Source organism: Ramlibacter sp., assembly GCF_028292805.1.
In the GTDB taxonomy this organism is placed as follows: Bacteria; Pseudomonadota; Gammaproteobacteria; order Burkholderiales; family Burkholderiaceae_C; genus Ramlibacter.
In genome coordinates, this window is record NZ_JAQGLS010000120.1 from 1 (window position 1) to 22,944 (window position 22,944).

Annotated in this window: 22 protein-coding genes and 1 tRNA gene; 16 read left to right on the forward strand and 7 right to left on the reverse strand. The window is 69.8% G+C overall.

The window, feature by feature from the left end:
• From JWP65_RS06835 to JWP65_RS06880, 10 genes are all read left to right on the forward strand, one after another.
• On the forward strand, positions 1-366 hold a 366-nt coding region (locus JWP65_RS06835; protein ID WP_367280480.1), incomplete at its 5' end, for a CDP-alcohol phosphatidyltransferase family protein.
• A 35-nt stretch (positions 367-401) separates the two neighbouring features.
• Entirely contained in the window at positions 402-1,262 is an 861-nt protein-coding gene (locus JWP65_RS06840; RefSeq protein WP_299761953.1) for a DMT family transporter, read from the forward strand.
• 31 nt (positions 1,263-1,293) lie between these two features.
• Positions 1,294-2,178 (forward strand): alpha/beta hydrolase, encoded by an 885-nt coding sequence (locus tag JWP65_RS06845; protein ID WP_299761874.1) that lies wholly within the window; start codon positions 1,294-1,296, stop codon positions 2,176-2,178.
• A complete protein-coding gene (locus tag JWP65_RS06850) occupies positions 2,175-3,260 on the forward strand; it encodes a tartrate dehydrogenase (RefSeq protein WP_299761877.1) in 1,086 nt (361 codons plus the stop codon). Before JWP65_RS06845 ends, JWP65_RS06850 begins: the two co-directional genes overlap by 4 nt.
• Before the next feature lie 283 nt (positions 3,261-3,543).
• Positions 3,544-3,816 (forward strand): HU family DNA-binding protein, encoded by a 273-nt coding sequence (locus JWP65_RS06855; protein ID WP_141512898.1) that lies wholly within the window; start codon positions 3,544-3,546, stop codon positions 3,814-3,816.
• Positions 3,817-3,835: 19 nt separating this feature from the next.
• A tRNA-Val gene (locus JWP65_RS06860) sits at positions 3,836-3,911 on the forward strand.
• Positions 3,912-3,968: 57 nt separating this feature from the next.
• Positions 3,969-5,900: a SurA N-terminal domain-containing protein gene (locus JWP65_RS06865; RefSeq protein WP_299761882.1), complete on the forward strand. Its 1,932-nt coding sequence runs from the start codon at positions 3,969-3,971 to the stop codon at positions 5,898-5,900.
• Between the two features lie 566 nt (positions 5,901-6,466).
• Positions 6,467-6,619 (forward strand): hypothetical protein, encoded by a 153-nt coding sequence (locus JWP65_RS06870; protein WP_299761885.1) that lies wholly within the window; start codon positions 6,467-6,469, stop codon positions 6,617-6,619.
• A 64-nt stretch (positions 6,620-6,683) separates the two neighbouring features.
• Positions 6,684-8,366: an acyl-CoA dehydrogenase family protein gene (locus tag JWP65_RS06875; RefSeq protein ID WP_299761888.1), complete on the forward strand. Its 1,683-nt coding sequence runs from the start codon at positions 6,684-6,686 to the stop codon at positions 8,364-8,366.
• Positions 8,363-9,583 carry a CoA transferase gene (locus tag JWP65_RS06880; RefSeq protein WP_299761891.1) on the forward strand — a complete coding sequence of 407 codons (1,221 nt, stop codon included), beginning with the start codon at positions 8,363-8,365 and terminating at the stop codon, positions 9,581-9,583. Before JWP65_RS06875 ends, JWP65_RS06880 begins: the two co-directional genes overlap by 4 nt.
• Positions 9,584-9,593: 10 nt before the next feature.
• On the opposite strand, the gene JWP65_RS06885 is transcribed toward JWP65_RS06880, so the two are convergent.
• The gene (locus JWP65_RS06885) at positions 9,594-10,232 is read right to left on the reverse strand and encodes a TetR/AcrR family transcriptional regulator (protein ID WP_299761894.1); all 639 of its coding nucleotides are present in this window, start codon (positions 10,230-10,232) and stop codon (positions 9,594-9,596) included.
• A 132-nt stretch (positions 10,233-10,364) separates the two neighbouring features.
• On the opposite strand from JWP65_RS06885, the gene JWP65_RS06890 reads away from it, so the two are divergent.
• Complete coding sequence (locus JWP65_RS06890) at positions 10,365-11,612, forward strand: FAD-dependent oxidoreductase (RefSeq protein ID WP_299761898.1); 1,248 nt, start codon at positions 10,365-10,367, stop codon at positions 11,610-11,612.
• Between the two features lie 236 nt (positions 11,613-11,848).
• Here JWP65_RS06890 and JWP65_RS06895 read toward each other — a convergent pair whose 3' ends face one another.
• From JWP65_RS06895 to JWP65_RS06920, 6 genes are all read right to left on the reverse strand, one after another.
• Positions 11,849-12,205, reverse strand: a complete 357-nt coding sequence (locus JWP65_RS06895) for a hypothetical protein (RefSeq protein ID WP_299761901.1) — start codon at positions 12,203-12,205, stop codon at positions 11,849-11,851.
• 79 nt (positions 12,206-12,284) lie between these two features.
• Positions 12,285-13,145 (reverse strand): TauD/TfdA family dioxygenase, encoded by an 861-nt coding sequence (locus JWP65_RS06900; RefSeq protein ID WP_299761904.1) that lies wholly within the window; start codon positions 13,143-13,145, stop codon positions 12,285-12,287.
• 13 nt (positions 13,146-13,158) lie between these two features.
• The gene (locus JWP65_RS06905) at positions 13,159-14,151 is read right to left on the reverse strand and encodes a tripartite tricarboxylate transporter substrate binding protein (RefSeq protein WP_299761907.1); all 993 of its coding nucleotides are present in this window, start codon (positions 14,149-14,151) and stop codon (positions 13,159-13,161) included.
• A complete protein-coding gene (locus tag JWP65_RS06910; RefSeq protein WP_299761910.1) occupies positions 14,148-15,065 on the reverse strand; it encodes a TauD/TfdA family dioxygenase in 918 nt (305 codons plus the stop codon). Before JWP65_RS06910 ends, JWP65_RS06905 begins: the two co-directional genes overlap by 4 nt.
• Positions 15,066-15,149: 84 nt before the next feature.
• Entirely contained in the window at positions 15,150-16,109 is a 960-nt protein-coding gene (locus tag JWP65_RS06915; RefSeq protein ID WP_299761913.1) for a tripartite tricarboxylate transporter substrate binding protein, read from the reverse strand.
• 9 nt (positions 16,110-16,118) lie between these two features.
• Entirely contained in the window at positions 16,119-17,114 is a 996-nt protein-coding gene (locus tag JWP65_RS06920) for a tripartite tricarboxylate transporter substrate binding protein (protein WP_299761916.1), read from the reverse strand.
• Between the two features lie 83 nt (positions 17,115-17,197).
• On the opposite strand from JWP65_RS06920, the gene JWP65_RS06925 reads away from it, so the two are divergent.
• The 5 genes from JWP65_RS06925 to JWP65_RS06945 are packed head-to-tail and all read left to right on the forward strand — an operon-like array spanning position 17,198 to position 22,925.
• A complete protein-coding gene (locus JWP65_RS06925; protein WP_299761919.1) occupies positions 17,198-18,007 on the forward strand; it encodes an IclR family transcriptional regulator in 810 nt (269 codons plus the stop codon).
• 25 nt (positions 18,008-18,032) lie between these two features.
• Positions 18,033-19,730: a dihydroxy-acid dehydratase gene (locus JWP65_RS06930; RefSeq protein ID WP_299761922.1), complete on the forward strand. Its 1,698-nt coding sequence runs from the start codon at positions 18,033-18,035 to the stop codon at positions 19,728-19,730.
• The gene (locus tag JWP65_RS06935) at positions 19,727-21,202 is read left to right on the forward strand and encodes an FAD-dependent oxidoreductase (RefSeq protein WP_299761925.1); all 1,476 of its coding nucleotides are present in this window, start codon (positions 19,727-19,729) and stop codon (positions 21,200-21,202) included. Before JWP65_RS06930 ends, JWP65_RS06935 begins: the two co-directional genes overlap by 4 nt.
• A complete protein-coding gene (locus tag JWP65_RS06940; protein ID WP_299761927.1) occupies positions 21,193-22,470 on the forward strand; it encodes an aconitase X catalytic domain-containing protein in 1,278 nt (425 codons plus the stop codon). The genes JWP65_RS06935 and JWP65_RS06940 overlap by 10 nt, the downstream gene beginning before the upstream one ends.
• A complete protein-coding gene (locus JWP65_RS06945) occupies positions 22,467-22,925 on the forward strand; it encodes a DUF126 domain-containing protein (RefSeq protein WP_299761930.1) in 459 nt (152 codons plus the stop codon). The genes JWP65_RS06940 and JWP65_RS06945 overlap by 4 nt, the downstream gene beginning before the upstream one ends.
• Positions 22,926-22,944 lie beyond the last annotated feature (19 nt).

The following is a 22,944-nucleotide window of genomic DNA, read 5'->3' on the forward strand; positions in this document are numbered from 1 at the left end:
GATCCGGTGGCCGACAAGTTCCTGGTGTGCGCGTCGCTGCTCGTGCTGGTGCACCTGGGCCGCGCGGACGTGTTCGTGGCGCTCATCATCATCGGCCGCGAGATCGCCATCTCCGCGCTGCGCGAGTGGATGGCGCAGCTCGGCGCCTCGCGCAGCGTTGCGGTGCACATGCTCGGCAAGATCAAGACCACCGTGCAGATGATCGCCATCCCGTTCCTGCTGTACGACGGCGAGCTGTTCGGCATGATCGACACGCAGGCCTGGGGCACCTGGCTGATCTGGCTGTCGGCCGTCCTGACCGTCTGGTCGATGGCCTACTACCTGCGCAAGGCGTTGCCGGAGATCCGCCGGCGGGTGAAGAAGTGACGGCCGCCGGCCGGACCGACCCGCTGGTGCGGGCGATGCCCGCCGTGTTCGTCGTGATCTGGGCGACCGGCTTCATCGTGGCGCGTTACGGCATGCCGCATGCCCCGCCGATGAAATTCCTGGCCGTGCGCTACGCGCTGTCGGGGCTGTGCTTTCTGGCCTGGGCCATGCTGGTGCGCGCGTCCTGGCCGCGCGGCCGGGGCCAGTGGGGCCACCTGGCCGTCACCGGCGTGCTGATGCATGCGGGCTACCTGGGCGGCGTCTGGTCGGCCGTCAAGGCCGGCATGGGCGCCGGGCTGGCGGCGTTGCTGGTCGGTCTGCAGCCGGTGCTGACGGCGATCTGGGTCTCCAGCCGCGGCGGCGAAGTAGCGGGCCGCCAGTGGGCCGGACTGGCCTTCGGCCTGGCCGGCCTGTTGCTGGTGGTCTGGGAGAAGCTCGGCTTCGGCGAAGTCCATCCGCTCAACCTGCTGTTCGCCTTCATCGCCCTGCTGGCCATCACGTGCGGCACGCTGTACCAGAAGCGCTTCGTGCAGCCGTGCGACGTGCGCACCGCCAACCTGGTCCAGCTCGCCGCCGCCTTCGCCCTGACCTTGCCGCTGGCCTTGCTGGAAACCGAAGCCATGCGCTGGACCACGGCCGGCGGCGGGGCCAATGGCGAATTGATCGGCGCCATGGCCTGGTCGGTGCTCGGCCTCACGCTGGGCGGCAGCTCGCTGCTGTACCTGCTGATCCAGAAAGGCGCCGCCACCAGTGTCACCAGTCTGATGTACCTGGTGCCGCCCAGCACGGCGTTGATGGCCTGGCTGCTGTTCGACGAGCCGATCACCGTGCTGATCGTCGCCGGTGTCGCGCTCACCGCCATCGGGGTCAGCCTGGTGGTGCGCCAGAAGGCCTGACCGGCCGCGCCGGCAGTGCCAGAATCCGCCCATGTTGCAAGGCTTCGAGACACTGCGCATCGAGCGTGACGGGGTTGCGCTGAACCTGCGGCGCGCCGGTGCGGGGGCCCCGCTGCTGCTGCTGCATGGCCATCCGCAAACCCATGCCATGTGGCATGGCGTGGCGCCGCAACTGGCGCAGCGTTTCGAGGTGGTGCTGATGGACTTGCGCGGCTACGGCGACTCCGGCCGGCCGGATGCCGGCGCCGACTCCGGCGGCTATGCCAAGCGCGAGCTGGCGCTCGACGCGCTGGCGGTGATGCGGGGCCTGGGCCACGCCCGCTTCCAGGTGCTGGCGCATGACCGCGGCGCGCGCGTCGCGCACCGGCTGGCGCTCGACCACCCCGCAGCCGTCGAGCGCATGCTGCTGCTCGACATCGCCCCCACGCTGGCGATGTACCGCAACACCACCGAGGCTTTCGCCCGCGCCTACTGGCACTGGTTCTTCCTCATCCAGCCGCCGCCGCTGCCGGAGGCATTGATCGCGTCGGACCCGGTGCGCTACGTGCGCAGCGTGATGGGCGCGCGGCACGCCGGCCTGTCCGCCTTCGCGCCCGAAGCGCTGGCCGAGTACGAACGCTGCGCCGCGATCGCCGGCAGCGCCGGATCCATCTGCGCCGACTACCGCGCCGGCGCCGGCATCGACCTGCAGCACGACCAGGCCGACGTGGACGCCGGCCGCAAGCTGGCGCAGCCGCTGCGCGTGCTGTGGGGCGCGCACGGCGCGGTGGGCCGCTGCTTCGACGTGCCGGCGCTGTGGCGCGCCGCCGCCGACCATTTTTCCGGCCGCGCGGTTCCGTGCGGCCACTACATCGCGGAAGAAGCGCCCGAGCTTCTGCTGCGCGAATCCATGGACTTTTTCAGGAGCATCCCTTGAGCAAGAAGCGCATCGCAGTCATCGCCGGCGACGGCATCGGCAAGGAAGTCATGCCCGAGGGCATGCGCGTGGTGCAAGCCGCCGCCAGCAAGTTCGGCATCGACCTGGCCTTCGACGTGTTCGACTTCTCCAGCTGGGAATACTGCGAGAAGCACGGCAAGTACCTGCCCGACGACTGGAAGGACCAGATCGGCGGCCACGACGCCATCTTCTTCGGCGCCGTCGGCTGGCCCGAGAAGATCGCCGACCACACCTCGCTGTGGCAGTCGCTGCTGCTGTTTCGCCGCGAGTTCGACCAGTACGTCAATCTGCGGCCGGCGCGGCTGATGCCCGGCATCATCGCCCCGGTGGTGCGGCGCGACGGCAGTCCGCGCCAGCCCGGCGAGATCGACATGTACATCGTGCGCGAGAACACCGAGGGCGAGTACAGCAGCATCGGCGGGCGCATGTACCCGGGCACCGAGCGCGAGATCGTGATGCAGGAGACGGTGATGTCGCGCATCGGCGTGGACCGGGTGCTCAAGTTCGCGTTCGAGCTGGCTCAGTCGCGCCCCAAGAAGCACCTGACCAGCGCCACCAAGTCCAACGGCATCGCCATCACCATGCCGTACTGGGACGAGCGCGTGGCGGAGATGGCAAAGCAGTACCCCGGCGTGAAGCAGGACAAGTTCCACATCGACATCCTCACCGCCCACTTCGTGCAGCGGCCCGACTTCTTCGACGTGGTGGTGGCCAGCAACCTGTTCGGCGACATCCTGAGTGACCTGGGCCCGGCCTGCACCGGCACCATCGGCATCGCGCCCAGCGCCAACCTGAACCCGGACCGCAAGTTTCCCTCGCTGTTCGAGCCGGTGCACGGCTCGGCGCCCGACATCTACGGCAAGAACATCGCCAACCCGATCGGCCAGATCTGGTGCGGCGCGATGATGCTGGACTTCCTGGGCCACAAGGATGCGCACGACGCGATCCTGCGGGCGATCGAGCAAGTGCTCGATCCGAAGTCGGGCGCGCCGCGCACCGGCGACATCGGCGGCAAGGCCAGCACCACCGACGTCGGCAAGGCCATCGCGCAAGCCTTGTAACGGCGACCAGCGGCTGCAGGCGGCCTTGCGGCAGTGCCTGAAAACGGCCGCGAACCCGCATCAATGCTCAGTTTCGGCCCCGCAATCCGCGGGCGGCGTGTTGTATTGCCGCATGCTGTATTGACACCGTTTGGCCTGCTGGCTTTAATCGCGCCAGTGGCCCGCGGGCCGCGCGACAGCGTCTCCCCTTCCTGCCTTTGCGCCCATGGCCACGCCGGAACGGGAGACAAATTTTTTGAGCAGAGACAGCGTCAACAAAAAACCATCTGAACGAGGGCCCCCTGTGAACAAGACCGAACTCATCGAGCACATCGCGAAACACGCCGACATTTCCAAGGCCGCCGCCACCCGGGCGCTGGAATCGATGATCGGCGCCGTCAAGACCACGCTGAAGAAAGGTGGCTCCGTTTCGCTGGTGGGTTTCGGCACTTTCGCGGTCGGAAAAAGGGCTGCCCGGGCCGGTCGCAATCCGCGCACCGGCGCAGCGATTAAAATCAAGGCTGCCAAGGTGCCCAAGTTCCGTCCCGGCAAGGCGCTCAAGGATGCGCTGAACTGATGGCCGGTTGTTTCCAGTGGGGTGCTTAGCTCAGTTGGTAGAGCAGCGCCCTTACACGGCGTAGGTCGGCGGTTCGAGCCCGTCAGCACCCACCACGAGAGAAGGCGAACCGAGGTTCGCCTTTTTGTTTTTGAAGACCGCGAGTTCCAAGCATGTTTGATTTCGTCCGCAAGCACACCAGGGTGATGCAGTTCCTGCTGTTCATCCTGATCGTCCCTTCCTTCGTGCTGTTCGGCGTGGAGGGCTACAACAGCATGAGCGACAAGGGCGCCGTGGTGGCCACCGTGGATGGCCAAGAGATCACGCAGTCCGAATGGGACGCCGCGCACAAGGCCGAAGTCGACCGCATGCGCCAGCAGATGCCGACCCTGGACGCCAAGCTGTTCGACTCGCCGGCGGCCAAGTTCGGCGCGCTCGAGCGGCTGGTGCGCGAGCGCGTGCTGGCGGCGGCGGCGGAGCAGGCGCGGCTGTTCGTCAGCGACGCCCGGGTGGCCCGCGAGCTGCAGGGCAACGAGCTGATCGCCGCCTTGCGCGGCGCCGACGGCAAGCTGGACATGGACCGCTACCGGCAGATGCTGGCCCAGCAAGGCATGTCGCCGGAGGTGTTCGAGAACTCGGTGCGGGCCGAGCTGGCCACCCGCCAGGTGCTCGGCGCGGTGGCGCAGTCCGCCTTCGTGACGCCGACGGTGGCGGGCGTGGCGCTGGGTAATTACTTCGAGCGGCGCGAAGTGCGGGTGGCGCGGTTCGCGCCGGCCGACTTCCAGGCCAGGGTGGAGCCCACGGATGCGCAGATCGAGGCCTACTACAAGGCCAACCCGCAGCAGTTCCAGGCGCCGGAGCAGGCCAACGTGGAATACGTGGTGCTGGACCTGGCGGCGGTGCAGGGCGGCATCGCGCTGCCCGAGCAGGACCTGAGGACCTACTTCGAGCAAAACGCCGCGCGCCTGTCCGGCGGACAGCAGGAAGAGCGCCGCGCCAGCCACATCCTGATCGCCGTGCCCAAGGGCGCGTCGGCCGCCGACAAGGACCAGGCCAAGGCCCGCGCCGGGGAGCTGCTGGCGCAGGTGAGAAAGGCCCCCGACAGCTTCGCCGAAGTGGCCAAGAAGAATTCGCAGGACCCCGGCTCCGCGCCCCAGGGCGGCGACCTCGACTTCTTCAGCCGCGGCGCCATGACCAAGGCGTTCGAGGACGCCGCCTTCGGGCTCAAGCAAAAGGGCCAGATCAGCGACGTGGTCGAGACCGAGTTCGGCTTCCACATCATCCGCCTGACCGACATGAAGGTGCCCAAAACGCGGACCTTCGAGGAAGTGCGCCCCGAGATCGAGGCGCAGCTGCGCGGCGAACAGGCGCAACGCAAGTACGCCGAGGCCGCCGATGCCTTCAGCAACGGCGTCTACGAGCAGTCCGACAGCCTCAAGCCGGTGGCCGAAAAGCTCAAGCTCGAAGTGCGCAGCGCCAGCGGCATCACGCGCACCCCGCAGCCGGGCGCCACCGGGCCGCTGGCCAATCCCAAGTTCCTGCAGGCCTTGTTCGGCCCCGACTCGGTCGAGCGCACGCGCAACACCGAGGCGCTGGAGATCGGCCCGAACCAGATGGTGTCCGGCCGCATCACGCAGTACACGCCCGCGCGCACCCGGCCGCTGGCCGAAGTGCGCGCGCAGGTGCGCGAGCGCGTGGTGGCCGAGCGCGCCGCCGAACTGGCCCGCAAGGAAGGCCAGGAGCGCCTGGCCGCGTGGAAGGCTGATCCGGCTGCCGCTGCTGCGGCCCTGCCGGCGGCCGTGCCGCTGTCGCGGCAGGACGCGGGCAAGCAGCCGCCGCCGGTGATCGAGGCCGCCTTGCGCGCGGATGCGGCGGCGCTGCCGGCGCTGCTGGGCGTCGACCTGGGTGCCGAGGGCTATGCCGTGGTGCAGGTGGTCAAGGTGCTGCCGCGCGAGGTGCCGTCGCCCCAGCAGGCGCAGCAGGAGCGCGAGCAGTACCTGCGCGCCTGGAGCATGGCCGAGAGCGTGGCCTACTACAACCTGCTCAAGGAGCGGTTCAAGGTCAAGCTGGAAGTCGCGCAGCCGAAGAACGACCTGCTGCAATAGTAGGCCCCTTGCCGCGGCAGCAGCGCGGCGCCGATGGTGCATTTCCGTCGTGCCGAACAGCTGCAGCAGCACCGGCCCGATGCCGTCGATGGCACGGCGCAGCACGGCCGGCGGAATCGGCGAGTCGCCGTACGTCATGGTGCGCAGGCTGGCGAAATCGGTGCTGGCGAAGTCCGGGTGGTCCAGCATCATCTGCAGCACGGCGGGCACCAGGCCCAGGCCCAGGCCCATCACCGGCGCCGGCGCGGCGCGGAACGCCGCCAGCACCAGCGCCGCACTGGCTGGCGCAGGACGATGGTGGTGCAGCCGGCGTATGGCCGGTTCAGGCCAGCGAGCAGGTCGCCCGCGTGGAACAGCGGCAGCGGCAGCACGCTGACGTCGTCGGGTCGAAGCCGGCGTGGTGATCAGCAACATCGGGCCGACCGCCACCGTCTGGCTGCCCGGGCGCGAGCTGACGCCGACCTGGCCGCAGCGCGCCCCGGCTGGCCGGTACCGGTACCGGCGCTGGGCGACTTCGACGAGGCCGGCGAGGTCGAGGCTTGTTCCCCGGCTGTGCTGATGCCAAAATGCTGTCGGTCCGCGTGATGCGCGGAGAGTGGCCGGCGCAGCGCTCCTGTGCGGGCTTCGACATGCCGCAAGACACCCCGCTGGCCAACATCTGGCACGTGGGCGATGCGGTCAAGGACTATGGCGACGGCGGCACCCAGGCTTGCGCGTAGACGCCCCGCCAGGCCGCGACACGGCGCTGGTGGCGCTGGAGCCGACGATGACGGAATCGAACGCATGACTGAAGCACTCCAGGCCCAGCTGGACGCGGCCCGCTGGCTGCTGGCCGACCTGCGCGCCGCGTTCGACGCCGGCGCCGGCGCGCTGGCGCGGCTGTGCGTCGTCGACGGCCGGCTGGACGGCGGCAAGCTCGACGCGCAGCAGGTCACCAGTTTCGAGCTGGCTTGGGCGGGGGCCGAGCTGCTGGCGGCGCAAACGTGCGTGGCCACGTTGACCCCGCAGACCCAGCCGGCGCAGGCCGCCCTGGTGCTGTTGTTCACCGTCGATGCCGCCAGCGCCGTGCTGGCGCGGCTGGAGACGATCTACCTGGAAGCGCAGCTGCCGCTGGCGCCGCTGCGCGCCACTGCCGCCGACGAACGCTGGGACGCGCTGCGCCGCGCCGCTGGCGGTGCCGTGGCCCTCGAGGCCGCCGGCCGCGCCGTGGCCGCCTCCGACGGCGAGGTGGGCCCGACCGAACTCGACGAGCAGCACGCGCTGGCGCAGGATTCCTTTCGCCGCTTTTCCGAGGAAGTGGTGGCACCACAAGCCGAAGCCATCCATCGCCACGACCTGACGGTGCCCGAGAGCATGCTGCAGCCGATGCGCGAGATGGGCGTGTTCGGCCTGGCCATCCCCGAGAAATACGGCGGCAGCGGCCCGGATGAAGGCGAGGACACGCTGCTGATGGTGGTGGTGACCGAGGCCTTGTCCGAAGGCTCGCTGGCCGCGGCCGGCAGCCTGATCACCCGGCCGGAAATCCTCAGCCGCGCCTTGCTGGCCGGCGGCACGGAAGAACAGAAGGCGCACTGGCTGCCGCAGCTGGCCGCCGGCGAGCCTTTGTGCGCGATCGCGATCACCGAGCCGGACCACGGCTCCGACGTGGCCGGCCTGACCTTGCGCGGCACCCGCGTGCCCGGCGGCTGGCGCCTGAACGGCGCCAAGACCTGGTGCACCTTCGCCGGCAAGGCCGGGGTGTTGATGGTGGTCACGCGCACCAACCCCGATCGCTCGCTCGGCCACAAGGGCCTGAGCCTGCTGCTGGTGGAAAAGCCATCCTACGACACGCACGACTTCAGCTTCAGGCAGGAGCAGGGCGGCAGGCTGACCGGGCGCGCGATCCCCACCATCGGCTACCGCGGCATGCATTCCTTCGACCTGTCGTTCCAGGACTTGTTCGTGCCCGACGCCAACGTGGTCGGTGGCGAGGCCGGCCTGGGCAAAGGCTTCTACCTGACCATGGCCGGCATGGTGGGCGGGCGCATGCAGACCTCGGCCCGCGCCTGCGGCGTGATGCGGGCGGCGCTGCGCGCCTCGATCCGCTACACCGGCGATCGCAAGGTGTTCGGCGCTCCGCTGCTGGAGTACCAGCTGACGCTGGCCAAGCTGGCGCGCATGGGCGCCCGGCTGGCTGCCTGCCGCCACCTGGCGTACGCGGTGGCCGGCATGGTCGACCGCGGCGAGGGCCGCATGGAAGCCAGCCTGGTCAAGCTGCTGGCCTGCCGCTCGGCCGAGATGGTCACGCGCGAGGCGGTGCAATTGCACGGCGGCATGGGCTACGCGGAGGAGTCGGCGGTCAGCCGCTACTTCGTCGATGCGCGCGTGCTGTCGATCTTCGAGGGCGCCGAGGAAACGCTGGCGCTGAAGGTGGTGGCGCGCAGCCTGCTGGAACGCGCGCTGGGCGTGGCGACCACGGGGGCATGACCATGGGCGACAAGGCGATCCTCTGCGGCATGCGGGTGGTGGAGGCATCGGCCTTCGTCGCCGCGCCGCTGGGCGGCATGACGCTGGCGCAGATGGGGGCCGACGTGATCCGCATCGACGCGCTGGGCGGCGGCCTGGACTACCGGCGCTGGCCGGTGACCAGGGACAACACCAGCCTGTTCTGGGCCGGCCTGAACAAGGCCAAGCGTTCGGTGGCGCTGGACCTGGCGTCACCCGAAGGCCGCGAGCTGGCGCAGGCGATCATCTGCGCGCCGGGCGACGACGCCGGCATCTTCCTGACCAACTTTCCGCCGCGCGGCTGGCTGGATCACGACAAGCTGCGCGCGCGCCGGCCCGACCTGGTCCAGCTGACCTTGCAAGGCGACCGCCATGGCGGCTCGGCGGTCGACTACACCGTCAATGCGCGCGTCGGCGTGCCCTTGTTCACCGGCGCGCCCGCGAGCGAGGAGCCGGTCAACCACGTGCTGCCGGCCTGGGACCTGGTCACCGGCCAGATGGTGGCGGTGGGCCTGCTGGCGGCGGAGCGGCATCGGCTGCGCACCGGCCAGGGCCAGCACGTCAAGCTGGCGCTGGAAGATGTGGCGCTGGCCGTGATGGGCCACCTGGGCTTCATCGCCGAGGCGCAGCAGGGCGAGCCGCGGCAGCGCCACGGCAACGAGCTGTTCGGCGCCTTTGCGCGCGACTTCCGCTGCGCCGATGGCGAGCGGGTGATGGTCGTTGGGTTGACGCTCAAGCAGTGGCGCTCGCTGGTCGAGGCGATGGGGCTGGGCGAACAGATGGACCGGCTCGCAAAGCGGCTGGCACTCGACCTGGCGCAGGAAGGCAACCGCTTTCACGCCCGTGCCGAGATCGCCGCGCTGGTCGGGCCGTGGATGGCGGCGCGCCCGCTGGCCGAAGTCGCCGCGGCGTTCGATCGCCACGGGGTGTGCTGGGGTCGCTACCAGTGCATCGCCGACCTGGTGCGCAACGATCCGGCCTGCTCGCCGGCCAACCCGATGTTCAGCGCGATCGAGCAACCCGGCGTCGGGCCCATGCTCGCTGCCGGCATCCCGCTCGACTTCGGCGCCGTGCCGCGCCGGCCGGTCGCCCCCGCGCCGCGGCTGGGGCAGCACACGGAGCAGGTGCTGCATGAAGTGCTGGGGCTCGACGCCGCGGCGTTCGGCAAGCTGCACGACCGGGGCCTGGTCGGGGCCTGAGGCGAGCGCGTCAGGGCTTGCGCCGCGCCGCCTTCACCGGCGCCACCACCTGCGGCCCCTGCGCCGCGAAGCCGTGCACGAACAGGTGCGCGATGCGCACGGCCAGCTCCTGCGGGCCGATCTCGCCCGAGCGGTGGTACCAGTTGAAGGTCCAGATCATCATCCCGTACAGCAGCAGCGCGTAGGGCTTGCGCACGCGCTGCGGCTCCATCAGCTCGGGGTTCAGCTCGTGCAGCAGGCCTTCCAGCAGCTCCGTCACGCGCACCTCGAGCCGCCGCACTTCCTGCAGCTGCGCCTTGGGCAGGTACTTCAGGTCGTTCATCAGGATGATGTGCTCGTCGCGCTCGCGCGCCGCGCCGCTGACGAAGCTGTCGACGAATTGCTGCAAGCGCGCCTCGGCCGGCAAGGCCAGCGCGACGATCCGCACCAGCTCGTCGGCCTGGCGCGTGATGTGATCGCGCACGATGCCGTACAGGAGGTCTTCCTTGCTGGGAAAGTAGTGGTACAGGTGCGACTTGGACGTGCCGCAGGCGTTGGCCACGTCCATCATGGTCGCCACATCGAAGCCCTTGCGCGCGATCAGCGCGGCGGCCTTGTCCAGGATGACCTGTTTCTTGCTGTCGTAGTCTTCGGATCGCACCCGCGTCATGGTTCCCCTCCTGCCGGACCGGTCGCCGCTGTCCCCCGGCAGGGGGTTTGCGTCCCGGACCGAAGCCGCTTATAGTTAGACCGACCAGTCGGACTATATAACGCCCTCGTGGCAACAGGATTCAGGGCACGCATGGAGACAAGCAACGACAAGCAGCTGTTGATCGTCGGTGCCGGCCACGCCGGCAGCGAACTCGCGATCGCGGCGCGCAATGGCGGCTGGAGCGGCGGCATCACGCTGCTGTGGGACGAGACGGCGCTGCCCTACCACCGCCCGCCGCTGTCGAAGGCCTACCTGGCGGGCAAGGCGGACGCGGAGTCGCTGGCCTTGCGGCCGCGCTCTTCCTACGACGACGCCAAGGTCACGCTGCGCCCCGGCGCGCGCATGCAGTCGATCGACCGCGGCAACCGGCGCGTCACGCTGGCCGACGGCACGGTGCTGCCGTACGACAAGCTGGCGCTGTGCACCGGCGGCCGGCCGCGGCCGCTGGCCTGCTCCGGGCTGCCGGCCGGCGGCGCCGCCAACCTGCTGTACCTGCGCACCCTGGCCGATGCCGAAGGGATCCGCCTGCGCCTGGTGGCGGGTTCGCGGCTGGTGGTGATCGGCGGCGGCTACATCGGCCTGGAAGTGGCGGCCTCGGCGCGCGCCATCGGCGCGGAAGTGACCTTGCTGGAGGCACAACCGCGCGTGCTGGCGCGCGTTGCCGGCGCCGAGATCTCGGCCTTCTATGAGTCCGTGCACCGGGACGCTGGCGTGGACCTGCGCACTGGCGTGCTGGTTGAGGCGGTCGAGATGGCCGGTGACCAGATCGTCACGGTGCTGTGCGCCGGCGGCGAGCGCGTCCCGGCCGACCTGGTGGTGGCCGGCCTGGGCATGCTGGTCAACGTGGAGGCGGCGCAAGCGGCCGGCATCGCGACCGAGGCAGGCATCCCGGTGGACGAGCGCGCCTGCACGGCCGACACCGACATCGTGGCGGCGGGCGACTGCACGCTGCAGCAAAGCGCCCATTACGCGCGCGAGCTGCGCCTGGAGTCCGTGCCCAACGCGCTGGAGCAGGCCCGCGCCGCCGCCGCCTGGCTGTGCGGCAAGCCCAAGCCCGCCGCCGGCATCCCGTGGTTCTGGTCGGACCAGTACGACCTGAAGCTGCAGATGGCCGGCCTGTCGCAGGGGCACGACCGTTGCATCCTGCGCGGCGACCCGGCCAGGCGCTCCTTCAGCGCGTTCTACCTGCAGGGCAACCGTCTCCTTGCCATCGACGCAGTCAATCGTCCCGCCGAGTTCATGCTGGCCAAGCGCCTGCTGGGCCCCGGCTGCGTGGCCGATCCCGAGCGGCTGGCCGACGAAACCGTGCCGCTCAAGGATCTGCTGGCGCAAGCCTGAGTCCGGGGAATTCCCAATCCACCGGCCGGGGCTGGAAGCCCAGCAGCTCGCCCACGAGCGCGAGCGGCAGCAGGGGCTGATCGACTGCGAGGACTTCGGCGAAGGCGTGCGGGCGTTCGCGCAGCGGCGCAAGCCGGTGTTTCCGGGGCGCCCGTGACCTTGGTCGGCTGGGGCGATCAGCGCCGCGCATCCGGGCTTGCGGCCCGGCTGCCGCGGTGCTTCGCCTGCCCAGCAGCCTAGGACACCCAGGCGATCGCTTCGCCCAGGTCGGTGAAGGTGCGCAGCTTCAGCCCCGAGTTTTGCGCCGCCTTTTCGCGGGTGCCGCTGCGGTACTTGGCGTCGACCGCCGAGGCCGCCTGTTCCAGTTCCCGCAGCGCCCGGGCCGCGTGCGCGCCCAAGGTGATGTGGTCGGTGAAGGAAATGCCGATCTGCACCGCCAGCAGGTTCATGACCGCCTTGCGGACCCGCCGGCCCCGGGCCAGGCCGGCGACGAAGTCCGCGTAGGCGCACAGGTCCGCCAGCGCCGCCCGCCCCGACGCCTGGACGACGAGGACGGGCTGGCCGGGGCGAACGGTGATGGTGAAGGGGGCCATGCACATCGGATGTGTGTCGCACGGAGTCTGCCTTGCGCCCCGGTCCCGCCCCGCCGCGCCCGGCCCGGGGCCGTCGCTCTCAGGCCGTGACTTCTTCCGTGGTCGCCCGCCGCAGCTCGCGCCGCTCGGCGAAGTCGAACCAGCGGCCGCGGTGCACGGTGGCCGTGTTGTCCCACATCACCAGGTCGCCCACCTGCCAGTGGTGCTGGTGGACGAACTCGCGCTGGGTGGCGTGTTCCATCAGGTCCAGCAGCAGCATGCGGCCCTCGGCCACCGTCATGCCCTCGACCTCGCAGGCGTGGATGCCCACGAACAGGATCTTGCGGCCGGTGCGCGGGTCGGTCTGCACCAGCGGCCAGGACGCCGGCGCAATCGCGGCGCGCTGCTCCTGCGTGTACTGCGTATCGCCCAGCAGGAAGCGCGAATGCAGCGCGTAGTGCACTGCCTGCAGCTTCTCGATCTGGCGTTTGCGCCATGCCGGCAAGGCGTCGTAGGCCATGCGCAGGTCGGCGAACTCGGTTTCGCCGCCGAAGCCGGGCACCGTCACGGCCGACAGCATCGAGTACTTGGCGCGCGGCTTTTGGAACGAGCTGTCGCTGTGCCACAGCTGGTTGGCGACGTTGCCCACGATCTTGGCGTGCTGGCGATCCGCCACGTCGCCGTCGACCTTGACGTTGGAGATGTCGGCCAGTTCGGCGTACTCGAAGCGGTGCGGCCCGCCCTTGAGCTTGCGCAGGCCCATGTCCAGCGGACCGAGCGCCTTGGCAAAGGCGATCTGCTGGCTCTGCGTCAGCGGCTGGTTGCGAAACACCAGCACGGCGTGCCGGTCCATCGCGTCTTCGATGGCCTTCACCTGCGCCGGCGTCAGCGGCTCGCGCAGGTCGATGCCGGTGGCTTCGGCCGCGAACGGCTGCAGCGGCCTGGTTTCAAGGATGCCCATGCTGTCGTGCTCCCTAGTCGATCTTGATTCCGGCCGTCTTGACGATGGCAGCCCATTTGTCGATGTCCTGGCGGATCTGCGCGGTGTACTGCTCCGCGGTCGAGCCGACCGGCTCCATTCCCAGCTGCTGCATGCGGGCGGTGACTTCCGCGCTGCGCACCACCTGGCCGATGTCGGCGCTGATCTTGTGCAGCAAGGCCGGCGGCAGGCCAGCCGGCGCGATGATGCCGATCACGCTGACCGCGCTGAAGCCGGGCACGGTCTCGGCGATCAGCGGCACCTCGGGGTTGGACAGGGCGCGCTTTGGGCTCGACAGCGCGATCAGCTTCATGCGGCTGTCCTTGACGAACGGCATCGACGAAAACAGCACGTCGAACAGCAGCGGCACGCGGCCGCCGATCACGTCTTGCTGCGCCGGCGCACTGCCCTTGTAAGGCACGTGCACCATGCGGATGCCGGCCATGTGGGACAGCATTTCGCCAGCCAGGTGGGTGCCGGTGCCGGCGCCCGGCGTCGCGAAGCTCAGCGCCGTGGGGTTTTTCTTGGCGTAGGCGATCAGCTCGGCCATCGTGTTGAACGGCTGCGAGGGATGCGCGAACAGCCCGAAGTGCGCCTGCGCGACCTGCGACACGCCGACCAGGTCTTTCCTGGTGTCGTAGGAGAGGTTGGGTTGCAGGCTGGGATTGATCGTCAGCGCCGTGATCGCCATGCCCAGCGTGTAGCCGTCGGCCGGTGACTTGGCGACGATGCCGGTGCCCAGCATGGTGCCGGCGCCCGGCTTGTAATCGACCACCACCGGCTGCTTCCAGGCGGCCTGCAGGCCGATGGCGATCAGCCGCGCCACCGTATCGGTGGGGCCGCCTGCGGTGAACGGCACGATCAGCTTGACCGGCTTGTCGGGCCAGGCGTCGACCGCCTGGGCCGCCGCGAAGGTGGGTGCGAGCGCCACGGCCACCGCGGCCAGGACGGCGCGGCGCGGAAAGGTGCGCGGGAAGGGCTTGTTCATGTGATGTCTCCTGTGGGGGCCTTGGCTGATTGCGGACGGCTCCCGGCGATGGTAGTGCGGGTCATGTAACGGGCGCGCCCGACGTAATCGGGAATCGCCTTGTGCATCGCCGCGCGATTGTCCCAGACCAGCACCTGGTCCTTGGCCCAGCGCACGCGGCAGGTCAGCTCGAAGCGGCTGCAGTGGTCGTGCAGAAACTGCAGCAGCGGCCGGCTCTCGTCGTCCGTCATGCCGTCGATGCGTTGCACGTAGACGCGGTTGACGTACAGGAAGCGGCGGCCGGAGCCGGGATGCGTGCAGACCAGCGGATGAACCGTCTCGCGGTCGCCCGCATCCACGTCCATCTCGGTCTTGACGCTGGTGGCGCTCCACACCTGCTTTTTCTGCGCCTGGTAGGCCGAGCCGTAGACACGGGTGGCGCTGTGCACCGCGCTCAGGCCGTCGACCACCTGGCGCATGGTGGGCGAGAGCGCCTCGTAGGCGGCCACCATGTTGAGGAAACCGGTGTCGCCACCGAAATCCGGCACGGTGACGGCGCGCATGATCACCGCAGCCGGCGGCTGCGCCATGTAGGTGCTGTCGGCATGCCAGTTCTCGCCCACCACCCGGCCGGTGTCGTCGGCGTCGCGGCGGATCACGTGGATGTCCTGAAAGCCGTCCACGCTGTGCAGCTGCGGCATGGCCATCAACGGGCCGAAGCGGCTGCTGAAAGCCAGGTGCTGCTCGTGCGTGAGAGGCTGGTCGGGAAACCAGACCACCAGGTAGTCATGGAACGCCTGGCGGATCTCGTTCCAGGTCGCGTCGTCCAGCGGTTGCGACAGGGCTACGCCGCGGATCTCCGCACCGATCGTGCCATTGGCCGGCCGCACCTCGATCCGCTTGAATTTCAGCGGGTTGTCCCACATGGTTTGCATGTCAGCCTCCGCCCAGCCGCCCCAAGGAGGCTGAAGCCTCCTTGGGGGGCAGTGAGTACACGGAGTGACGAACGCGGGGGTTCATCAGTCCGCCGTCGCGCCAGAGGCCTTGACCACCCGCGCCCACTTCGGGATCTCGGCGCGGATGAAGGCGTCGAACTGTTCCGGCGTGTTGCCCATGGGCGTCAGGCCGATGTCCGCCATGCGCTGCTTCACCTCGGGGGTCTGCAACGCCTTGTTCATGTCGGCGCTGATCTTGTGCACCACGTCGCGCGGGGTGGCCGCGGGCACCACGGCGCCGAACACGCTCTCGACGCTGAAGCCCGGCAGGGTCTCGGCCACCGTCGGGATCTCCGGCGCGATCGGCGAGCGCTTCGGACTCATGATCGCGATGGGCTTGAGGCCACCCGACTTGATGTGCGGCAGCGAGGAGAACAGCGGATCGACCAGCAGGTCGACGCGGCCGGCGATCACGTCGGGATAGGCGCCGCCCGCGCCCTTGTACGGCGTGTGCAGGATGTCGATGCCGGCCGTGGTCTTGAGCAGCTCGGCGCCCAGATGCATGGAGCTGCCGCTGCCTGGCGAGGCATAGCTCAGCTTGCCGTTCTTCGCCAGCGCGATCAGATCCTTCAGGTTGCCGGCCGGCAGCTTGGACGAGGCGGTGATCACCACCGGAGAGCTCGCCAGCAGCGAGACGCCCGCCAGGTCTTTGAGCGTGTCGTACGGCATGGCCTTGCGCAGGCTGGGGTTGATCATGTGGCCGGTGATCACCAGCCCGATCGTGTGGCCATCCGCCGGCGCCTTGGCGACGAAGTCGGTGCCCAGCACGGTGCCGGCGCCGGGCTTGTACTGCACGATCACCGGCTGCTTCCAGGTCCCGCTCAGGTTGCGCTCCAGCAGGCGCGCCAGGATGTCGATGGCGCCACCGGGGGCGTTGGGCACGATGATCGTGACCGGCCTGGACGGGAAGGCGGCCTGGGCCGCGGCGGCCAGCGGCAGAACGGCGCAGGCCGCGGCGGCCAGCAGTTGCTTGACGAATTTCATTGTGGTTCCTTACTGTTTCTCGAAGCCGATCGCCTTGACCATCGCGCCCCACTTGTCGTAGGCGATGCGCATCTCGCTGGTGAGTTCGGCCGGGGTCGAAGGCGAGGCCTCCCAGGCGCCCTTGGCGTAGAACTCCCTGACGTCCGGCGAGTTCAGCGTCTGCACCAGCAGCGCGTTCAGCCGCGCCACCACGTCGGGAGGCATCTTCGCCGGCCCGACGATGGAGATCCAGCTGGTCAGGTCGATGCCGGGGATGCCTTGCTCGTTGAAGGTCGGCACGTCCGGCGCCGCCGGCATGCGCTTGGGCGAGGCCACGCCGACCATGCGGATGCGGCCGGTGGCGGTGTTGGAGATGGCCGTTGGCGCGGCATCGAAGTAGGCCTGCACGCGCCCTTCGAGCAAATCACGCGCCGCTTCGGCCGTGCCTTTGTACGGCACGTGCGTGACCTCGATGCCGGCAGTCCTGGCGAACGCCAGCGCGTAGATGTGCGACGAGGTGCCGGTGCCGAAGGAGGCGAAATTCAGCTTGCCCGGGTTGGCCTTGGCCCACATGACCAGGTCCTTGGCGGTCTGCACCGGCAGCGAGGTGTGCACGGTCAGCACCAGCGGGCCGCGCGCCGCCAGGGTGATCGGCGTGAAGTCCTTGAACGGGTCGTAGGGGACGCTGGGGAGTGTGTGCGGGTTCTGCGCGAACAGGGAAGAGGGCGCGTACAGCAAGGTGTAGCCGTCCGGGTTGGCGCGCATCACTTCGCTGGCCGACAGCATCATGCTGGCGCCCGGCTTGTTCTCCACGACCACCTGGCCGCCGGTGAGTTCGGCCAGCCGCCGTGCAACCGAGCGGGCTTGACCGTCCAGCGATCCGCCGGCTGCCAGGCCCACCAGCAGGCGGATCGGCCGCCCGGGCTGCGGAAAGGCCGCTTGCGGCAGCGCGGACAGCGGCGCCGCGAGGGCGGCGGCCGCTGTCAAAGCGCTAAAGTGACGACGAGAAATGAGCGAACTATCCATTTTCAGGTCTCCTGATGTTTTGGTCGGCATGGACCAAAGGAAAGTATTTGATTATTTTGGGCGATCCGTCCAAAATAAGCAATATGAACACTCCCGAGGATAACGGCAGCGGCCAGCAGCGGCCCGACACGGTCAGCGCACTGGAGCGGGGGATCGCGGTGCTGCGCTGCTTTACGGAAGAGCGGCGCACCCTGACTTCCACCGAGCTGTCGCGCCTGACCGGCGTGCCGCGCGCCACGGTCGGCCGGCTGGCATCGACGCTGGCCACGCTGGGCTTGTTGAAGCAGCAGCCGGACGGCGACCGCTACATGCTGGGCCCGGGCGTGATCTCGATTGCCCGCGTGTTCCTGGCCGGGCTGGACGTGCGCGCCGTCGCCCGGCCGCACATGCAGGCGCTGGCCGAGGCCGCCAGCGGCTCGGTCTACCTGGCGGTGCCGGACGGGCTGGAGATGGTGCTGATCGAGGCCTGCCGACCGCGCACCACCATGCTGTCGCCGCGCCTGGACGTCGGCTCGCGCGCGCCGATCGCCAATTCGGCGCTGGGCCGCGCCTATCTGTGGGCGTTGGCCAAGCCGGAGCGGGAGGCGCTGGTGGAGTCGCTGCGCCTGTCGCGCGGCAGCGAGTGGGCGGCGCTGGAGCCAGGCCTGCGGCGCTCGCTGGCCGACGCCGACCAGCTCGGCTACAGCATTTCGGCCGGCGAGTTCCACCGCGAAATCAACTCCGTCTCGGTGCCCCTGGTCGGGCCGGGCGGCGAAGTGATGGCACTCAACTGCGGCACCGCCGCCTTCTTCTACACCGACGAGCGCCTGTGCCAGGTGGTCGCCCCGCAACTGCTGCGGATGGCCGATGCGCTGGCGGCCGACATCGGCGGCCACGTGCCCAAGCCCCGCTGACAACGACTCCAGGAGACATGATTCCATGACCGAACCGGTGCGCAAGCTGCGCAGCAACTTCCCCCGCGGCTCTTACCTCTGGGCCGTGCGCAACGCGCAGTGGCACGCGATGGGCATCCCCGAGCAGGACTGCGACAAGCCCAAGATCGCCGTCGTCAACAGCAGCTCGGAGCTGGCCGCCTGCTACAGCCACCAGGACCAGGTGGCCAAGGAGGTCAAGGAGGCGATCCGCGCTGCCGGCGGCGTGCCGTTCGAGATCCGCACCGCCGCGCCCAGCGACTTCGTCACCGGCGCCGGCGCCCGCGGCGCCTACATGCTGGCCGCGCGCGACCTGGTCACCAACGACATCGAGGTGGCCGTCGAAGGCGCCCAGCTCGATGGCATGGTCTGCCTGACCTCCTGCGACAAGACCGTGCCCGGCCAGCTGATGGCCGCGGCCCGCCTGAACGTGCCCACCATCATGGTGCCCTGCGGCTACCAGGCCAGCGGCGAGTACAAGGGGCGGCACGTCGACATCGAGGAGGTGTTCATCCACTCGATGCACGCGATGCTGGGCAGCACCTCCACCGAGGACGTGATCGGCATGAGCCGCTGCGCGATCCGCTCGCCCGGCGTCTGCTCGGGCCTGGGTACTGCCAATACCATGCACGTCGTCTGCGAGGCGCTGGGCATGGCGCTGCCCGGCAGCGCGCCGGTGGCGGCGTTGTCGGACAAGATGTTCACCGACGCCCGCGCCGCCGGCGCCCGCATCGTGCAGATGGTGTGGGACGACCTGAAGCCGCGCGACATCCTGCAGCCGGGCGCCTTCGCCAACGCCGTCAAGGCCGTGCTGTCCATCGGCGGCTCGCTCAATGCGGTGAAACACTTGCAGGCGGTGGCAACCGAGGCGGAGAGCGGTGTCGACATCTACGGCCTGTTCGAGACGCTGGGCCCGAAGACGCCGGTGCTGGCCGGCCTGCGCCCGATCGGCGAGCACCTGATCGAGGAGTTCGAGGCCGCCGGCGGCTGCCGCGCGCTGATGAAGCAGCTGTTGCCGCTGCTGGATCCGGGCGCCATGACGGTCACCGGCGCCAGCGTGGCCGACAACCTGCGCGACACCCACGTCGCCAACCCGGAAGTGATCCGCTCGATCGACCGCCCCGTCGCGCCGCACCCGGCCATCATCCTGATGCGCGGCAACCTGGCGCCCGAAGGCGCGCTGACCAAGCCCGGCATCGGCGAGCGCAAGCTGCGCCGCTTCACCGGCCCGGCCGTCTGCTTCGACAGTTCCGACGCCGCCGTCGCCGCCTTGCGGGCCAAGGCCATCGCGCCGGGTTGCGTGATCGTGATGCGCGGCGCCGGCGCCTGCGGCGGACCGGCCATGGGCGGCGGCGCCTCGCGCGTGGTGTTCGCCATCGACGGCGCCGGCATCGGCGACCAGGTGGCGATGCTCACCGACGGCCACCTCTCCGGCCTGGTCTGCAAGGGCCTGGTCGTTGCCGAAGTGGCGCCCGAAGCCGCGCTGGGCGGGCCGCTGGCCCTGGTGCATGACGGCGACATCGTCACCGTCGACCTCGACACGCGGCGCGTCGACCTCGACGTGGCCGACGCCACCATGGAGCAGCGCCGCAGCGAATGGCAGCCGCCGAAGGCCCAGTTCGACCGCGGCTGGCTGCAGATCTACCGCCGCAACGTCGGCCCGCTGGCGCAAGGCGCCGTCCTCACCCGCGAGACCGCGAAATGACAGACAAGATTCTCCCCAAGATGCAGAGCCTGACGCGCACCGACGAGCGCATCCTGCAATCCGACATCTTCGAGCGCGACGCCAAGCCGCCGCGGCCCGACCTGGGCACGCTGCACGAGCCGGGCCGCGACATCCCCGTCTACCGCGATTGCGAAGTGCTGGTGATCGGCGGGGGGCCGTCCGGCTGCGCGGCGGCGGCGGCGGCCGCCCGCCAGGGCGCCGACGTCGTGCTGCTGGAGCGCTACAACCACCTGGGCGGCCTGTCCACCGGCGGGCTGGTGATCTGGATCGACCGCATGACCGACTGGGAAGGCAAGCTGGTGATCCGCGGCTTCGCCGAGGAGCTGTTCGACCGCCTGCCGGCCGACGCGGTGGCCGGCCCGAGCCCGCACGACTGGGGCTCGCAGGACAAGGACAAGGCGCACCACTGGTCGTTTCGCACCGCCGCCTACCACGGCATCGTCACCTGGTCGCCCACCATCGACCCCGAGCGCCTGAAGCTGCTGTCGCAGGAACTGGTGATCGAGCGCGGCGTGAAGCTGGTCTACCACTCGTGGGCCGCGATGCCGCTGATGGACGAAGGCAAGGTGGTGGGCGCCACCTTCGAAAGCAAGGAAGGCCGGATGGCGATCCGCGCCCGGGTGGTGATCGACGCCACTGGCGACGGCGACATCTTCGCCCGCGCCGGCGCCGCCTTCGTCAACGACATCGAGCAGGCGGACGTGCACCACTGCATGAACACCGCCTGGCTGTTCGGCGGCGTCGACATGGACAGGTGGATCGCCTTTCGCAGCGAGCAGCCCGAGGCCTGGGCCGCCTTCATGGCGGGCGGGCGCGAAAGCTGCGGCCTGTTCGAGCGGCCGTTCGTGTCCTGGCGCAACGACGTCGCGTTGTTCATGGGCCCGCGCCAGTCCGGCTACTCGGCGCTGGACGTGGACGACCTGACGGCCGTGGAGGTGCGCTCGCACCGCGCCATGGCTTCGCACCTGGAGTACTACCGCAAGAACGCGCCCGGCTTCGAAGACGCCTACATGATGCTGTCGGCGCCGCAGATCGGCGTGCGCCACGCGCGGCGCCTGAAGGGCGTCGATTCGGTGCTGCGCAGCCGCTGGCCGGAAGGCACGGCGCTGGCCGACGAGATCGGCGTGACGCCGGCCGTCTCGCCCAAGTTCCCGAATATCTCCATCCCCTACGGCGCGCTGGTGCCGGAGTCGCTCGACGGCCTGCTCGCTTGCGGGCGCCACATCTCCTGCGACCGCAACTCGCACGGCTTCATGCGCGAGATCCCGCAGTGCTGGATCACCGGGCAGGCCGCGGGCGTGGCCGCCGCGCTGGCGGTGCAGGCCGGCGTGCAGCCGCGCCACGTCGACATCGCGCAACTGCAGCAGGCGCTGGTCGCCCAGGGCGTGTACCTGCGGCCGCAGGCGCCGGCCGAGGCGGTGCTCGCCGCCGGGGAGCAGGCATGCGCCTGACCGACGAGGAAAAGGCCATGGCGGATGGCCGCGACGGCCCCGCCATCGCCAAGGCGATGGACTTGCTGGTGCGCTACGGCGAGGCGTTGGGCGCCGAGGCGCTGGTGGAGACGCGCAACGTCACCGGCACCGTCACAGCGACCACGCCGTTCATGCGCGACTTCGCGCTCGAGCGCGGCGGCATGGACGCGGTCTTCAGCGAGTTCAGCCTGGACAGCCAGGAGGTGGTTGCCATCCCCAAGGTGAAGGCCTTCAGCTCGCACCTGCAGCTGGGCTTCGATCCGCACCATCCCAAGGAAATGGGCGTAAGCGAGGAGATGGTGCGCTTTTACAAGAAAAGCGAGGCCGAGGTCGCGCGCCTGGGCGTGCAGATCCTCAACACCTGCACGCCGTACCAGGTGGGCAACGTGCCCACTCGCGGCGAGCATTGCGCCTGGATGGAATCGTCGGCGGTCGTCTACTGCAACTCGGTGCTGGGCGGCCGCACCAACACCGAAGGCCGCGAAAGCGTGGGCGCCGCGATGCTCACCGCCCGCATCCCCGACTGGGGCTTGCACCGCGACGAAGGCCGGCGCGGCACCATCGGCGTGCACCTGGACATGCCGGTGGAGTCGGTCGAGGACTGGGGCTTGTTCGGCTACTGGATGGGCGACTGGGTGCAGGAGCGCGTGCCCGTGATCACCGGCGCCGGCGCCGTGCCCAACCTGCCGCGCCTGAAGCACTTCGGCGCGGCCGCGTCGTCGTCGGGCGGGGTCGAGATGTTCCACCTGGTGGGCATCACGCCGGAAGCCAACACCTCCGAACAGGCGTACGGCGGCAACCGGCCGGCCGACCTGCGCCACTATGGGCCGCGCGAGCGCGCCGCCACGCTGGAGCGCATCAACGCCAACGGCAGCGACCGCCAGGTCGACTACGTGATGCTGGGCTGCCCGCACTACACCATCGAGCAGATCTGGGAAGCCGCGCAGCTGATCGAAGGCCGCCAGGTGCACGAGAACAGCGCGCTGTGGATCTTCACCCCGCGCGCCATCAAGGACGTCGCCACGCGCAACGGTTACACCCGGATCATCGAAGCGGCCGGCGGCAAGATCATGACCGACAGCTGCTCCGCCATGAGCCGCGCCGTGCCCCCCGGCACCAAGGTGGTGGCGCTCGATTCGGCCAAGCAGGCCCATTACCTGCCCGCCATCCTGGGCCTGCAGGCCTGGTTCGGCACCACCGCCCAATGCATAGACGCGGCCTGCAGCGGCCGCTGGAGCGCGCCATGAACACCGTCTCCACCACTGAAGCCGGCGCCGGCACTGGCCAGACGATCGTCATCCGCGGCCGCCGGGTGGTGCCCGGCATTGCCGAAGGCGAGGCGCTGGTCACCAACGAGCCGATCTCCGGCTGGGGCGGCGTCGACCCGCGCAACGGAACCATCATCGAGACGCGGCACGAACTGCGTGGCCAGAGCTTCGCCGGCAAGGTGCTGGTGTTCCCCGGCGCCAAGGGCTCGTCGGGCTGGTCGGCCCAGTTCCACGTGGCCCGGATGATGGGCACCGCGCCGGCCGCCTGGCTGTTCAACCAGATGACGACCAAGGTGGCGCTGGGCACCGTGGTGAGCCACGCGCCCGCCATGACCGGCTTCGACATCGACCCGCTGACGGTGATCCGCACCGGCGACTGGGTGCGGGTGGATGCCGACGCCGGCATCGTGACCATCACGCGCAGGCGAGCATGACAAAGACAGGAGACAAGAC

Coding starts and splice junctions, on each gene's coding strand:
- JWP65_RS06880 (WP_299761891.1), top strand. CDS start 8,363: ATGACCATGGGCGACAAGGCGATCCTCTGCGGCATGCGGGTGGTGGAG.
- JWP65_RS06905 (WP_299761907.1), bottom strand. CDS start 14,151: ATGAACAAGCCCTTCCCGCGCACCTTTCCGCGCCGCGCCGTCCTGGCC.
- JWP65_RS06910 (WP_299761910.1), bottom strand. CDS start 15,065: ATGCAAACCATGTGGGACAACCCGCTGAAATTCAAGCGGATCGAGGTG.
- JWP65_RS06940 (WP_299761927.1), top strand. CDS start 21,193: ATGCGCCTGACCGACGAGGAAAAGGCCATGGCGGATGGCCGCGACGGC.
- JWP65_RS06840 (WP_299761953.1), top strand. CDS start 402: ATGCCCGCCGTGTTCGTCGTGATCTGGGCGACCGGCTTCATCGTGGCG.
- JWP65_RS06930 (WP_299761922.1), top strand. CDS start 18,033: ATGACCGAACCGGTGCGCAAGCTGCGCAGCAACTTCCCCCGCGGCTCT.
- JWP65_RS06845 (WP_299761874.1), top strand. CDS start 1,294: ATGTTGCAAGGCTTCGAGACACTGCGCATCGAGCGTGACGGGGTTGCG.
- JWP65_RS06945 (WP_299761930.1), top strand. CDS start 22,467: ATGAACACCGTCTCCACCACTGAAGCCGGCGCCGGCACTGGCCAGACG.
- JWP65_RS06895 (WP_299761901.1), bottom strand. CDS start 12,205: ATGGCCCCCTTCACCATCACCGTTCGCCCCGGCCAGCCCGTCCTCGTC.
- JWP65_RS06885 (WP_299761894.1), bottom strand. CDS start 10,232: ATGACGCGGGTGCGATCCGAAGACTACGACAGCAAGAAACAGGTCATC.
- JWP65_RS06925 (WP_299761919.1), top strand. CDS start 17,198: ATGAACACTCCCGAGGATAACGGCAGCGGCCAGCAGCGGCCCGACACG.
- JWP65_RS06875 (WP_299761888.1), top strand. CDS start 6,684: ATGACTGAAGCACTCCAGGCCCAGCTGGACGCGGCCCGCTGGCTGCTG.
- JWP65_RS06935 (WP_299761925.1), top strand. CDS start 19,727: ATGACAGACAAGATTCTCCCCAAGATGCAGAGCCTGACGCGCACCGAC.
- JWP65_RS06915 (WP_299761913.1), bottom strand. CDS start 16,109: ATGAAATTCGTCAAGCAACTGCTGGCCGCCGCGGCCTGCGCCGTTCTG.
- JWP65_RS06865 (WP_299761882.1), top strand. CDS start 3,969: ATGTTTGATTTCGTCCGCAAGCACACCAGGGTGATGCAGTTCCTGCTG.
- JWP65_RS06920 (WP_299761916.1), bottom strand. CDS start 17,114: ATGGATAGTTCGCTCATTTCTCGTCGTCACTTTAGCGCTTTGACAGCG.
- JWP65_RS06870 (WP_299761885.1), top strand. CDS start 6,467: ATGCTGTCGGTCCGCGTGATGCGCGGAGAGTGGCCGGCGCAGCGCTCC.
- JWP65_RS06900 (WP_299761904.1), bottom strand. CDS start 13,145: ATGGGCATCCTTGAAACCAGGCCGCTGCAGCCGTTCGCGGCCGAAGCC.
- JWP65_RS06890 (WP_299761898.1), top strand. CDS start 10,365: ATGGAGACAAGCAACGACAAGCAGCTGTTGATCGTCGGTGCCGGCCAC.